14 protein-coding genes are annotated in these 12,057 nt (G+C 72.3%); 13 read left to right on the top strand and 1 reads right to left on the bottom strand.

The genetic code is table 11. The features are described 5' to 3' along the window. The first annotated feature begins 1 nt into the window (after position 1). The 11 genes from ruvX to AB4Z14_RS02000 all read left to right on the top strand — a co-directional run bounded on the left by ruvX (position 2) and on the right by AB4Z14_RS02000 (position 8,717). Entirely contained in the window at positions 2-508 is a 507-nt protein-coding gene (gene ruvX, locus AB4Z14_RS02050) for a Holliday junction resolvase RuvX (RefSeq protein ID WP_442273699.1), read from the top strand. Beyond that, positions 505-1,728 (top strand): endolytic transglycosylase MltG, encoded by a 1,224-nt coding sequence (gene mltG, locus AB4Z14_RS02045; RefSeq protein ID WP_442273698.1) that lies wholly within the window; start codon positions 505-507, stop codon positions 1,726-1,728. Before ruvX ends, mltG begins: the two co-directional genes overlap by 4 nt. Then, positions 1,722-2,582: a shikimate dehydrogenase gene (locus AB4Z14_RS02040; RefSeq protein ID WP_442273697.1), complete on the top strand. Its 861-nt coding sequence runs from the start codon at positions 1,722-1,724 to the stop codon at positions 2,580-2,582. Before mltG ends, AB4Z14_RS02040 begins: the two co-directional genes overlap by 7 nt. Before the next feature lie 8 nt (positions 2,583-2,590). After that, complete coding sequence (locus AB4Z14_RS02035; protein ID WP_442273696.1) at positions 2,591-3,292, top strand: prepilin peptidase; 702 nt, start codon at positions 2,591-2,593, stop codon at positions 3,290-3,292. A 92-nt stretch (positions 3,293-3,384) separates the two neighbouring features. Continuing rightward, the gene (gene aroC, locus AB4Z14_RS02030) at positions 3,385-4,605 is read left to right on the top strand and encodes a chorismate synthase (RefSeq protein WP_442273695.1); all 1,221 of its coding nucleotides are present in this window, start codon (positions 3,385-3,387) and stop codon (positions 4,603-4,605) included. After that, a complete protein-coding gene (locus AB4Z14_RS02025) occupies positions 4,599-5,129 on the top strand; it encodes a shikimate kinase (protein ID WP_442273694.1) in 531 nt (176 codons plus the stop codon). Before aroC ends, AB4Z14_RS02025 begins: the two co-directional genes overlap by 7 nt. Further along, entirely contained in the window at positions 5,126-6,253 is a 1,128-nt protein-coding gene (aroB, locus tag AB4Z14_RS02020) for a 3-dehydroquinate synthase (RefSeq protein WP_442273693.1), read from the top strand. Before AB4Z14_RS02025 ends, aroB begins: the two co-directional genes overlap by 4 nt. 10 nt (positions 6,254-6,263) lie before the next feature. Continuing rightward, positions 6,264-6,701 carry a type II 3-dehydroquinate dehydratase gene (aroQ, locus tag AB4Z14_RS02015; protein ID WP_442273692.1) on the top strand — a complete coding sequence of 146 codons (438 nt, stop codon included), beginning with the start codon at positions 6,264-6,266 and terminating at the stop codon, positions 6,699-6,701. 87 nt (positions 6,702-6,788) lie between these two features. Beyond that, entirely contained in the window at positions 6,789-7,316 is a 528-nt protein-coding gene (locus AB4Z14_RS02010) for a hypothetical protein (RefSeq protein WP_442273691.1), read from the top strand. A 137-nt stretch (positions 7,317-7,453) separates the two neighbouring features. Next, complete coding sequence (locus AB4Z14_RS02005) at positions 7,454-8,386, top strand: intradiol ring-cleavage dioxygenase (RefSeq protein WP_442273690.1); 933 nt, start codon at positions 7,454-7,456, stop codon at positions 8,384-8,386. Between the two features lie 37 nt (positions 8,387-8,423). After that, the gene (locus AB4Z14_RS02000; RefSeq protein WP_442273689.1) at positions 8,424-8,717 is read left to right on the top strand and encodes a hypothetical protein; all 294 of its coding nucleotides are present in this window, start codon (positions 8,424-8,426) and stop codon (positions 8,715-8,717) included. A 7-nt stretch (positions 8,718-8,724) separates the two neighbouring features. Here the strand turns inward: AB4Z14_RS02000 and AB4Z14_RS01995 are convergent, their stop codons facing one another. Then, the gene (locus tag AB4Z14_RS01995) at positions 8,725-10,761 is read right to left on the bottom strand and encodes a HelD family protein (RefSeq protein WP_442273688.1); all 2,037 of its coding nucleotides are present in this window, start codon (positions 10,759-10,761) and stop codon (positions 8,725-8,727) included. Positions 10,762-11,035: 274 nt separating this feature from the next. On the opposite strand from AB4Z14_RS01995, the gene efp reads away from it, so the two are divergent. Both efp and nusB read left to right on the top strand, forming a co-directional pair. After that, entirely contained in the window at positions 11,036-11,599 is a 564-nt protein-coding gene (gene efp / locus AB4Z14_RS01990) for an elongation factor P (protein ID WP_020143980.1), read from the top strand. Between the two features lie 16 nt (positions 11,600-11,615). Next, positions 11,616-12,029: a transcription antitermination factor NusB gene (gene nusB, locus AB4Z14_RS01985; RefSeq protein WP_442273687.1), complete on the top strand. Its 414-nt coding sequence runs from the start codon at positions 11,616-11,618 to the stop codon at positions 12,027-12,029. Positions 12,030-12,057: the final 28 nt, after the last annotated feature.

Here is a 12,057-nt window from a genome sequence, read left to right as displayed (position 1 = left end):
CTTGACCGACCTCCGCACCCGTCCCGGTGCACGCGTCGGCGTCGACGTGGGCAGTGCCCGCGTCGGCGTCGCGGCGTCGGACGCCTCGGGAGTGCTCGCCCACCCGGTGCGCACCCTGCCCCGCGACGTCGCCTCCGACAGCGACGTCGAGGCCATCGTCGCCCTGACGCTGGAGCTGGAGGCGATCGAGGTCGTCGTCGGCCTGCCGCGGCTGCTGTCGGGCGACGAGGGCGAGGCCGCCCGCATCGCGCGCGACTACGCCGGTCGGCTCGCGGCCCGTCTGGGTACGGTGGGGGTGCGGATGGTCGATGAACGCTTGACCACCGTGGACGCACACCGCAGACTACGCGACAGCGGCGTCCCGGGTCGGGGGCAACGGGCCGTCGTCGACCAGGCCGCTGCGGTGCTCATCCTGCAGTCGGCCCTCGACACCGAAGCGTTGTCGGGCAGGCCGCCCGGAGAGACCGTCACGCCGGGGGGCAAACGGAAGAAGGAACGTCGCCGATGAAGGACCATCTCGAGGCATCGATCTTCGGCGACCACGAGGAGACCGTCGAGCACGTCGAGGAGACGCACGCCGCGCCCCCGATGAGCCGACGCGAGATGCGCGATCAGGAGCTCGCCGCTCGCAAGCGCAGCAGCCGTCGCGGCGGCAAGGGCGGCTCCTCCGGTGCGCCGAAGGGAAGGCCGTCCGTCTTCCGGCGGCTCGTCGTCATCGTGCTCGCCCTCGCCGTCATCGGTGGCGGCGTGGCCGTCGCCTACAAGGCGCTCAAGCCCGTCGTCGAGGGCTTCCTCGAGTCCAACGACTACCCGGGACCGGGCACGGGCGAGATCCGCGTGACCGTCGACCAGGGTGCGGGCGGCAGCGCGATCGCCAAGACCCTCGCCGAGCAGGACGTCGTCAAGTCGAGCAAGGCCTTCATCGAGGCCGCCAACAACGACCCGAAGAGCGCGGGCATCCAGCCGGGCGTCTACGAGATGAAGAAGCAGATGAAGGCGTCCGACGCCCTCTCGATCCTCGTCGACCCGAAGAACCGCCTCGTCACCCGCGTCACCATCCCCGAGGGGCTCTGGGCAACCGAGATCTACACCAAGCTCTCCACGTCGTCGGGCATCCCGGTGGCGCAGTACACCGCCGCGGCCAAGAAGGTCGACGAGCTCGGCCTGCCGCCGTCGGCCAAGGGCAACCTCGAGGGTTACCTCTTCCCGGCGAGCTACGAGTTCGGCCCGACGGCCACGGCGCTCGACCAGCTCAAGCAGATGGTCGCCGAGTCGACGAAGCGTCTGGACGCACTCGGCATCACACCCGACCGGATGGAGCGTGTCGTCACGGTCGCGAGCCTCGTCGAGGGTGAGGCCCAGCTCGACTCCGACCGCCCCAAGGTCGCCCGAGTCGTCGAGAACCGTCTCGCGGCCAAGATGTCGCTCGGTTTCGACTCGACGGTCAACTACATCTTCAAGAAGCGCGGCGTGCCGACCCAGGAGATGCTCGACAGCAACAACCCCTACAACACGCGCCGGTTCACCGGCCTGCCTCCCGGCCCGATCTCCAACCCCGGCGAGAGCGCCCTCGAGGCAGCAGCCAGCCCGGTGGCCGGACCGTGGCTGTACTTCGTGACGGTCAACCTCGACACCGGCGAGACGAAGTTCGCCGCGACGTACCAGGAGCACCAGCGCAACGTGGCGCAGTTCCAGAAGTGGTGCACCGACAACAAGGGCAAGTGCTGAGCGAGGGGCGCGGCGTCGCCCGACACTGTGCGGTGTGGGGCAGCCCGATCGGGCACTCGCTCTCGCCCGTGCTGCACCGGGCGGCGTATGCGGCCCTGGCCCTGCACGACTGGTCCTACGAGCGGCGCGAGGTCGACGAGGCCGGGTTCGCCGACGCCTTCGCAGGGCTCGACGAGACCTGGGTCGGCCTGTCGCTGACGATGCCGCTCAAGGAGGTCGCGCTGCGCGCTGCGACCACGGTGACGCCGGTCGCGGCGGCGACGGGGGCCGCCAACACCCTCGTGCGCGACGCCGACGACACGTCCGGTTGGACGGCCCACAACACCGACGTCCACGGCCTCACGACGGCGCTGCGCCTCGCCGGGTGCACCGACCCCACGAGCCTGCTCATCGTCGGTTCGGGCGCCACCGCCCGCTCGGCGATCGCGACGCTGGCACTTGGCGGGCGCGTCGTCCTCATGGTCCGCGACCGGGTCCGCCCCGAGACGCTGGCACAGGCCGAGGCCGCCGGACTGACCGTCGAGACCGTCGGACTGGGGGAGTGGGCCGCAGGGGCCGAGGTCGACGCCGTCGTCAGCACCGTCCCACCGGCGTCGGTGCCCGACCTCGACGGCTTCCCCGTCGCGACCCACCGATACCACCGCCCCGTCGTCCTCGACGTCGTCTACGGCTCGGGCGAGACGCGCCTCCAGCGCACAGCCCGTGAGCGTGGCTGGAGCGTCGCCGAGGGCACCGACATGCTCCTGCACCAGGCCACCGAGCAGGTACGCCTCATGACGGGTCACGACGCACCGCTCGGCGCCATGTCGGACGCCCTCCGGGTGGCGCTGCGCGATCGGCGTGACGAGCCGTGATCCCGCCGATGACGTGGGCCGAGGCCCCCGGTGCGCCGTGGTGGTTCGTCCTGGCGCTCGCCGTCGCCGGTGCATTCGTCGGAGAGGTGCTCCGACGCCGCGTCGCGACGGGTGGCTACCGGCTCGACGACGAGACGGGGCCGCTGCCGCAGGTGCCCTCGGTGGCCGTCCCCGTCGCGCTCGCCCTGCTCTGGGGGCTGCTCGGCTGGCGTTTCGGTCCGCTGTCGGACTGGGCGCTGACGCCGGCCTACCTCGCGTTCGCCTTCGTCGCGGTCGCCCTCGCCTGGATCGACGCCGACGTGCACCGCCTCCCGCGCGGACTGACGCGGCCGGCATACCCCCTGCTCGTCGCCCAGCTCGCGCTGGCGTCCCTCGCCTCGGGAGACTGGGAGGCGCTGCGGCGGGCGGCGATCGCCGGCGCCGTCCTCTGGACGATCTACTTCGTCCTCGCCCTCGTGGCCGCGCTGCTCGGCAGCGGCTTCGGCTATGGCGACGTGACGCTCGCCGGACTCGTCGGTCTCGCGACGGGTTACGTGAGCGTGTCGACGACGCTGGTCGCGTCGTACGCCGCGTTCATCCTCGCGGGGGTCTACGGGCTCGTGCGGCTCGTCCTCCGGCGCGGCACCCGCAAGGACGACATCGCCTTCGGCCCGTGGATGCTGCTCGGCCTGCTCATATCGCTCTTCGTCCAGATGCGCCCGCTCGTCTGACCGACCCGAACCCGAGGGAGCCGGCCCCGGCCCGCGGTCCCGCGGAGCGGGCGGGTCGGGGGCGACGACGGACCCCGTGGGAGGATCGGGTCATGTTGCGTTGGTTGACGGCCGGTGAGTCGCACGGTCCCGCACTCGTCGCCATGATCGAGGGGCTCCCCGCCGGCGTCGAGGTCGGCGCGAAGGACCTGCAGGACGCCCTCTCCCGCCGCCGACTCGGCTACGGCCGCGGCGCGCGGATGAAGTTCGAGCAGGACGAGGTCGAGTTCCTCGGCGGGCTGCGCCACGGCCTGACGCTCGGTTCGCCGATCGCGGTGCGCATCGGCAACAGCGAGTGGCCCAAGTGGACGACCGTGATGAGCCCCGAGGCCGTCAGCGACGAGGCGTTCGCCGCCTCCGACGACGTCAATGCCGAGAAGGAGGTCGCGCGCAACAAGCCGCTGACCCGCCCGCGGCCGGGTCATGCCGATCTCGTCGGCATGCAGAAGTACGGCCACGAGGACGCCCGCCCCGTGCTCGAGCGCGCGTCGGCCCGTGAGACGGCGGCCCGGGTCGCCCTCGGTGAGATCGCCGCCCGGTTCCTCGAGCAGTCCTACGGCATCCGCCTCGTCTCGCACACCGTCTCGATCGGGACGGCGCGTGTGCCCGCAGGCGCGGCCCTGCCGACGCCCGACGACGTCGAGCGTCTCGACGCCGACCCGGTGCGCGCCTTCGACCCGTCGGGGTCCGCGGCCATGGTCGCGGAGGTCGACGCGGCGAGGAAGGACGGTGACACCCTCGGCGGCGTCGTCGAGGTGCTCGCCTACGGCGTGCCGCCGGGCCTCGGCTCGCACGTCCACTGGGACCGAAAGCTCGACGGGCAGCTCGCCCAGGCCCTCATGAGCATCCAGGCGATCAAGGGCGTCGAGGTCGGCGACGGCTTCGAGACGGCCCGCCGTCGTGGCTCCGAGGCGCACGACGAGATGGAGATGGTCGACGGCGTCATCACCCGTCGCACCGGTCGCGCGGGTGGCACCGAGGGTGGCATGTCGACCGGTCAGGTGCTCCGCGTCCGCGCCGCGATGAAGCCGATCAGCACGGTGCCCCGCGCCCTGTCGACGGTCGACGTCGCGACGGGCGAGGCCGCCACCGCCATCCACCAGCGTTCCGACGTGTGCGCCGTGCCCGCAGCGGGCGTCGTCGCCGAGGCGATGGTCGCGCTCGTGCTCGCGCAGTCCTGCCTGGAGAAGTTCGGGGGCGACTCGGTGGCCGAGACGTCACGCAACCACACGGCATACCTCGACGGCATCCGGGAGGGGCTGCGCACATGGTGAACGACCACGTGACCCGACCGGTCGCCGTCGTCGTCGGGCCGCCCGGCGCCGGCAAGACCACGGTCGGCCAGGCCCTCGCGGCGCGGCTCGGCGTGGCGTTCCACGACGTCGACGCGGCCATCGAGGCCGCGCAGGGACGCTCGATCTCCGACATCTTCGTCGACGACGGCGAGTCGGTCTTCCGCGACCTCGAGCGCGCCGAGGTGGCGCGTGCCCTCGCGGAGGAGCCGGGCGTCCTCTCGCTCGGTGGCGGAGCCGTCATGGACCCGCTCACCGAGGTGGCCCTCGCCGGTCACGCCGTCGTCTTCCTCGACGTCGCCATCGCCGACGCGAGCAAGCGGATCGGCTTCGACCGCTCGCGCCCGCTGCTGTCGGTCAACCCCCGCGCGTCGTGGGTGCGGATGATGAACGACCGTCGCCCCACCTACGAGCGCGTCGCGACCGTGCGCGTCGACACCGCGGGACGCACGCCCGAGGAGGTCGTCGACGTCGTCGTCGCCGAGCTCGAGGCGGCCCGCGCGTGAGCGGTGCGGCCGAGCCGACGACGATCCCCGTCGGCGACGACTACGACGTCGTCATCGGGTCCGGCGTCCTCGACCGGGTCGGTGACCTGCTCGGCGACGACGTCGAGCGCGTCCTCGTCGTCCACCCCCCGACGCTGCTAGAGCTGACCTCGTGTCTCACCGCGACCCTCGAGAGCCAGGGGTATGCCGTCCACGTCGCCGAGGTGCCCGACGCCGAGGCCGCCAAGACGGCCGAGGTCGCGGCAGCCCTCTGGGCCCAGCTGGGCCGGGCGGGCTTCACCCGCACCGACGCCGTCGTGGGAGTGGGAGGCGGCACGGTGACCGACCTCGCCGGCTTCGTCGCGGCGTCCTGGCTGCGCGGCGTGCGCGTCGTCCAGGTGCCGACGACCCTCCTCGGCATGGTCGACGCGGCCGTGGGCGGCAAGACCGGTATCAACACCGCCGAGGGCAAGAACCTCGTCGGTGCCTTCCACCCCCCGGCCGGGGTGCTCTGCGACGTCGACGTCCTCTCGACCCTGCCCGAGGCCGACCTCGTCGCGGGACTGGCCGAGGTCGTCAAGTGCGGCTTCATCGCCGATCCGGTCATCCTCGACCTCGTGGAGGCGGCCGTCGCCGACGACGCGGAGCAGGCGCGCAGCGCCGCCAACCCGCACCTGCGTGAGCTCATCGAGCGCGCCGTCCGGGTCAAGGCCGAGGTCGTCGCCGCGGACCTGCGCGAGAGCTCGCTGCGCGAGGTCCTCAACTACGGCCACACCTTCGGCCACGCCATCGAGCAGGTGGAGCACTACTCGTGGCGGCACGGCGAGGCAGTCGGGGTCGGCATGGTCTACGTCGCCGAGCTCGCCCGCCTCACCGGTCACCTGACCGGTCCCGAGGGCGACGCGCTCGTCGCGCGACACCGCTCGGTCCTCGAGTCGCTCGGCCTCCCGACGGCGTATGCCGCGGGTCGCTGGGACGAGCTGCTCACCGCGATGCGACGCGACAAGAAGTCCCGCGGCTCGACGCTGCGTTTCGTCGTGCTCGACGGGTTGGGCCGGCCGAGCCGCCTGGCCGGGCCTGACGGCGCGCTGCTCCAGGCGGCCTACGGCCTCGTGTCGCGGCGCCCCGACGCGAGGGCTCACTAGACTCACGGCCATGACGGCACCCACGGTCTTCGTCCTGTCGGGCCCCAACCTGAACCGTCTCGGCAGCCGCGAGCCGGAGGTCTACGGCTCCGACACGCTCGACGACGTCCACGCCGCGGTGCAGCGCGAGGCGCGCGAGCTCGGGCTCGTCGCCGACTGCCGCCAGACCAACCACGAGGGCGAGCTCATCGACTGGCTGCACGAGGCCGTCGACGTCGGCGCCGACGTCGTGCTCAACCCGGGCGCCTTCACCCACTACTCGTATGCCGTCCGCGACGCGTGTGCCGTCGTGACGACGAGCGGTCGCAGCCTCGTCGAGGTGCACCTCAGCAACCCGGCTGCGCGCGAGGAGTTCCGGCACACGTCCGTCGTCGCAGGCGTCGCGACCGGTACCGTCGCCGGCTTCGGCCTGCAGTCCTACCTGCTGGCGCTGCGCGCCCTCGTCTGACGCCACGGACGGACGCCCCGTCACGATGTGGTGACGGAGCCCGACGCTGGCGGTCCGGCTCGACTCCGGACGTCGTACGTTGCTGTCGTGACCCACGCAGGGCGGCGTGCAGCCAGCGGCGCGGCGCTCGTCGCCGCGGCTGCGCTGTCGGGATGCGTGCAGCCGGTCCGGCATCCGGCAGCGTCCCCGGCAGCGACCACCGTGGTGGTGTCCGGCTGCCCGCCGGTGGTGGTCACGCCGGTGCGGCGCGCACTCATCGACTTCACCGACTTCGTCGTGCACGACGGGGTCACCTACAGCTCGCGCCCTGATCGGCCGCAGGCACTCGCACGCGCCCAGCTCGGACCGGAGGTGTTCCGGGTCTCATGCACCTACTCGAGTCTCAACGAGCTCACCCAGTCCGAGCTGCCGGAGGCCACGGAGCACTCGGCCGGCTTCATCCCGGCCCGGTCACCGGTGTTCGAGCTCAAGGGATGGTCGGCGGCCTGTCGCCTCGCCGCCCAGCACGACGGCAGGTGGTACGTCTACCTCGCCACGGTCGACACGCCCGACGCCTCGCGGGTCAAGGAGTGTGCGCTCGTCTCCGGCCGGTGGACGCAGGACGCGCGTTCGTGATGCCCGGGACCGGTGTGCCCCACGATGACAGCCGCTCTCACAGCGGCCGCACAGACGGCGCAACGGCTCAGCACGGAGGCGGCTTCCAGAGTCTTCTCAGGAGGGACCGCCGGGTCCCGCGACGAAAGGGTCGGCCCATGGCACCGCGTACTCCCTCGGCTCCTCCGCACGAGTGGCTCGACGAGCACGGCAACGAGATCGAGGACCACGACCGGGGTCTCGTCTACGACCTCCAGACGCTCGTCGACCGGCGTCGTGCCCTGACCCTCTTGGGCGGTCTCGGGGTCGCCGGCGCGCTCGCGGCGTGCAGCACCGGGACGCCGTCCGCGGCCTCGACCGGATCGGCGACGAGCAGCTCGACGAGTGCGAGCACGTCCTCGGCGTCCACGACGAGCGCCGCAGCCGGGACGTCCGCGGCCACCTCCGGCGACACGGCCGACGCCGACCTCGTCGAGGCGCCGGACGAGACGGCGGGTCCCTACCCGGGCGACGGCTCCAACGGCCAGAACGTCCTCGACGACTCGGGCATCGTGCGCCGCGACATCCGCAGCAGCTTCGGCTCGTCGGCGACGACGGCCGAGGGAGTGCCCCTCACGGTCAAGCTGACGGTGAAGGATCTCGCGACGAGCTCGGCGCTCGTCGGCGCCGCCGTCTACGTCTGGCACTGCGACCGCGACGGCAACTACTCGCTGTACAGCCGGCCCGCGGCCGACGAGAACTACCTGCGCGGCGTGCAGGCCACCGACGAGTCGGGCACGGCGACCTTCACGTCGATCTTCCCGGCCTGCTACCCGGGTCGCTGGCCGCACATCCACTTCGAGGTCTACTCGAAGGTGAGCGACGCGACGTCGAGCGGCCCCATCGTCAAGACCTCACAGATCGCCCTGCCCCAGGCCACCTGCGAGGCGGTCTATGCCACGACGGGCTACGAGCAGAGCGTCGGCAACCTCTCCCAGGTCAGTCTCCAGCGCGACAACGTCTTCGGTGACGACGGTGGCATCCACCAGCTCGCGACGATGTCGGGCAGCGCGTCGTCCGGCTACACCGCGGCGCTGACGATCGGCGTCTGAGCCGCGATGAGCCCGGGACGAGTGGGAGCCTGATCCGATGAGTGACAACGAGGAGCTCGTCATCAGCGCGATGGCGGTCAACGTGACGATCCCGGAGCCGCTGCGCTGGAACGACTCCCGCCGGGGTCAGGAGTTCCGGCTGGACACCCTCAACGTCCGGATGCTCCCCGACGGCCACCTCGCGGCCAAGGCGTACGGCCGACCCCTCGAGGGCGGGCGCGGGGCCTACGTGTCGTTCACCGTGCCGGACCGCCCAGAGCTCGCTGCACTCGTCGCGGCCGCCGCGGACCGGGCCGCTGAGAGGTGGGCGGCCCACCAGGGGCTCGGCTGAGCCGGCGTCAGGCGGCGCCGAGCGCCTCGGGGAGCGGCTCGGCGTGCACGATCGTCAGCTCCGAGACCGCGCGGGTCAGCACGACGTAGAGGCGCCGCAGTCCGGTGCGCTCATCGGGCTCGGCCGCGGCGATCGCGGCCGGCTCGACGACGACGGTGCGGTCGAACTCCAGACCCTTGGCGACGCTGGCCGGCACGACCTCGACCTGGTGGTCCTCGTCGTCGCCGTGGTCGCGGTCGAGCCGGCCGTGGGAGACACCGGCAGCCGCGAGGGCGGCCGAGACCCGGTCGACGTCGGTGTCCGGCGCGATGACGCCGACCGAGCCGGCCGCGCCCGCAGCGCGTTCGACCGCCCGCACGACCTCGACGTCGAGCTCGCCTGCCGCGGCGGGTCGGATCTCGAGCCGTCCGGGGTTGTCGCGCACCGACACCGGTGCGCCGAGGCCGGGCGCCATGACGGGCAGCAAGCGCGCGGCATACTCGATGACGACGGCCGGGACCCGGAAGCCGCGGTCGAGCACGACGAGGTCGTGGTCCTCCTTGCCGAGGTGACGCATGGCCTCGTCCCAGGACGCGGTCGCCCACGGCGTCGTGCCCTGGGCGATGTCGCCGAGGACGGTGACCGAGCCGGTCGAGCACCGCCGTCCGACGGCGCGCAGCTGCATGGGGGAGAGGTCCTGCGCCTCGTCGAGCACGACGTGGCCGAGGCTCGGCACGCGACGCAGCAGGTCGGCGAGCTCGTCGAGCAGCGCCATGTCGGCCCGCGACCAGCGGGCGGCGCCCTTGGTGCGGGCCGGCTTGTCCCACAGCAGCATCGACTGCTCCGCGTCGGTCAGGTCGTCGGCGGCAGCGGCCCGCAGCGCGTCCGCGTCGGACCACAACCGGTGCAGCACCCCCTGCGGGTCGAGCGCGGGCCAGACCGACGAGACGTACGTCTTGACAGCGGCCGACCGGGCCACGGCGTCCTGCACCCGGTCGTCGGGCGCCTCGCCGGCACGCTCCATCTCGAGCAGGACGTGGTGGGCGAGCCGCTGGGGGAGGAGGTCGCGTGCGGCGGAGTAGCGCACGCCGCGGGCGGCCAGCTCGTCGAGGATGTCGGCCACCTCGTAGGCCGGCACGCGCCACTTGCGCACACCGCGCGGCACGACGACGGCCTCCGTCGGCCACACGATGCTCGACCAGACGGCCCGGCGCAGCACCGACGCCAGACGGGGGTCTCCCTTGAGGGCGGCGACGTCGGCCGGCTCCTCGGCGCGCACCCGACCGTGGTCGAGCAGGCTCTCGATCGTCGCGTGGCCGACTCGCACCTCGCCGAGCGACGGCAGGACGGCGCCGATGTGGTCGAGGAAGGCGCGGTTGGGGCCGACGACGAGCACACCGGCGCGGTCCAGGCGGTCGCGGAAGGAGTAGAGCAGCCACGCAGCACGGTGCAGCCCGACGGCCGTCTTGCCCGTGCCCGGCGCACCCTGCACGCAGACGCTGACGGCCACGTCGCTGCGGACGATCTCGTCCTGCTCCGGCTGGATCGTCGAGACGATGTCGCGCATCGGACCGGTGCGGGGGCGCTCGATCTCGGCCGCGAGGAGCGAGCCTGCCGGCGAGCCGGACTGCTCGGGCTCGCGCAGGTGCTCGTCCTCGAGGGCGGTGAGGCGACCCCTGTCGACGCCGAACCGACGCCGCAGCACGACGTCCATCGGCTCGAGCGGCGACGCCCGGTAGAACGCGGTCGAGATCGGGGCGCGCCAGTCGACGACGACGGGGTCGCCCGCCTCGTCGGAGACGTGCCGTCGGCCGATGTGGAACTGCTCCGCCGGCCCGTCGGTGGGGTCGAGGTCGATCCGGCCGAAGAAGAGCGTCGTGCGCGGGTCGTCCTGCAGCGACGCGATGCGTCGGGCCAGCACCCAGCCGAGGACCTCGCCCGAGATCGCATCGCTCGCCTTCGACGCGTCGAGCGACTCCGCGAGCCGGCGCATCCGGGCCAGCTGCTCCCGCGCGTCGTCGAGGTAGGCCTGCTCCCGGGCGAGTTCGGAGTCGAGCGAGGTCACGCGCAGCAGCCTTCCGTGCAGGGCAGCACGCCGAGAAGGTGCGGACCCACCGGAACTTCGAGGCGGTGGCTGGCGACCTGCTCGGTGCGTTGCGGGCGGGGGAACGGGTCAGCGTACACCGGCGAGGACGGCGACGGGTGTGCGCGATTCCGCGATCCGGTGGCGTCCCGGCTAGACTCGTGCGGCAACTCCCCAAGACAGTGAACGCCCGGCGATCCGGCGTGCCCAGAGGCGCGCGCCCCGACCGGCCGGCATACGAAAGTGGTTTGTGACGATGGCTTCGACCAACGACCTGAAGAACGGCATGGTGCTCAACATCGAGGGACAGCTCTGGTCCGTCGTCGAGTTCCAGCACGTGAAGCCCGGCAAGGGCCCCGCGTTCGTGCGCACCAAGCTCAAGGCCGTCCTCTCGGGCAAGGTCGTCGACAAGACGTTCAACGCCGGTACCAAGGTCGAGACGAGCAACGTCGACAAGCGGACGATGCAGTACCTCTACAAGGACGGCACCGACTTCGTCTTCATGGACACCGACACCTACGACCAGCTCAACGTGTCGGAGACCGTCGTCGGCGACGCCGCCAACTACCTCCTCGAGAACCAGAACGCGCTCGTCGCCACCAACGAGGGCCTGCCGCTCTACGTCGAGCTGCCCGCGTCGGTCGTCCTCGAGATCACGCACACCGAGCCGGGCCTGCAGGGCGACCGCTCGACCGGCGGCACCAAGCCGGCCACCCTGGAGACCGGCGCCCAGATCAACGTGCCCCTCTTCCTCGAGTCCGGCACCCGCGTCAAGGTCGACACCCGCGACGGCTCGTACCTCGGCCGAGTCAACGACTGAGCGGACGCGAATTCCCTTGGCAGCACGCAGCAAGGCCCGTACCCGGGCGCTCGACATCCTCTTCGAGGCGGACCAGCGCGGCCTCAACGCCGAGACGCTCCTCGACGAGCGCCTCGGCGACCGCGAGTCGCGGGCGGCGAACAACCCGTACACCGCGGACCTCGTGCGCGGCGTCGTCGGGCGCTGGAACGACATCAACGCCGCGCTGACCGACTACAGCCAGGGCTGGACCCTCGACCGGATGCCTGCCGTCGACCGCGCGATCCTGCGCCTCGGCGCGTGGGAGGTCCTCTGGAACGACGAGATCCCCGACGGCGTGGCGATCTCCGAGGCCGTGGCGCTCGCCACCGACCTCTCGACGGACGAGTCGCCGGCCTTCGTCAACGGACTGCTCGCGCGCATCGCCGAGGTCAAGGCCACCATCGTCTGACGCAGACCGTGCACGCACCTGCGAGCGA

The organism is Terrabacter sp. 2TAF16 (assembly GCF_052115065.1).
In the GTDB taxonomy this organism is placed as follows: Bacteria; Actinomycetota; Actinomycetes; order Actinomycetales; family Dermatophilaceae; genus Terrabacter.
This window is presented reverse-complemented; position numbering and strand designations above follow the sequence as displayed.

Excerpts from the sequence above, each read along its gene's own strand:
- mltG (WP_442273698.1), top strand. The coding sequence starts at position 505 with ATGAAGGACCATCTCGAGGCATCGATCTTCGGCGACCACGAGGAGACC.
- AB4Z14_RS02035 (WP_442273696.1), top strand. The coding sequence starts at position 2,591 with ATGACGTGGGCCGAGGCCCCCGGTGCGCCGTGGTGGTTCGTCCTGGCG.
- aroC (WP_442273695.1), top strand. The coding sequence starts at position 3,385 with ATGTTGCGTTGGTTGACGGCCGGTGAGTCGCACGGTCCCGCACTCGTC.
- AB4Z14_RS02025 (WP_442273694.1), top strand. The coding sequence starts at position 4,599 with ATGGTGAACGACCACGTGACCCGACCGGTCGCCGTCGTCGTCGGGCCG.
- aroQ (WP_442273692.1), top strand. The coding sequence starts at position 6,264 with ATGACGGCACCCACGGTCTTCGTCCTGTCGGGCCCCAACCTGAACCGT.
- AB4Z14_RS02005 (WP_442273690.1), top strand. The coding sequence starts at position 7,454 with ATGGCACCGCGTACTCCCTCGGCTCCTCCGCACGAGTGGCTCGACGAG.
- AB4Z14_RS02000 (WP_442273689.1), top strand. The coding sequence starts at position 8,424 with ATGAGTGACAACGAGGAGCTCGTCATCAGCGCGATGGCGGTCAACGTG.
- efp (WP_020143980.1), top strand. The coding sequence starts at position 11,036 with ATGGCTTCGACCAACGACCTGAAGAACGGCATGGTGCTCAACATCGAG.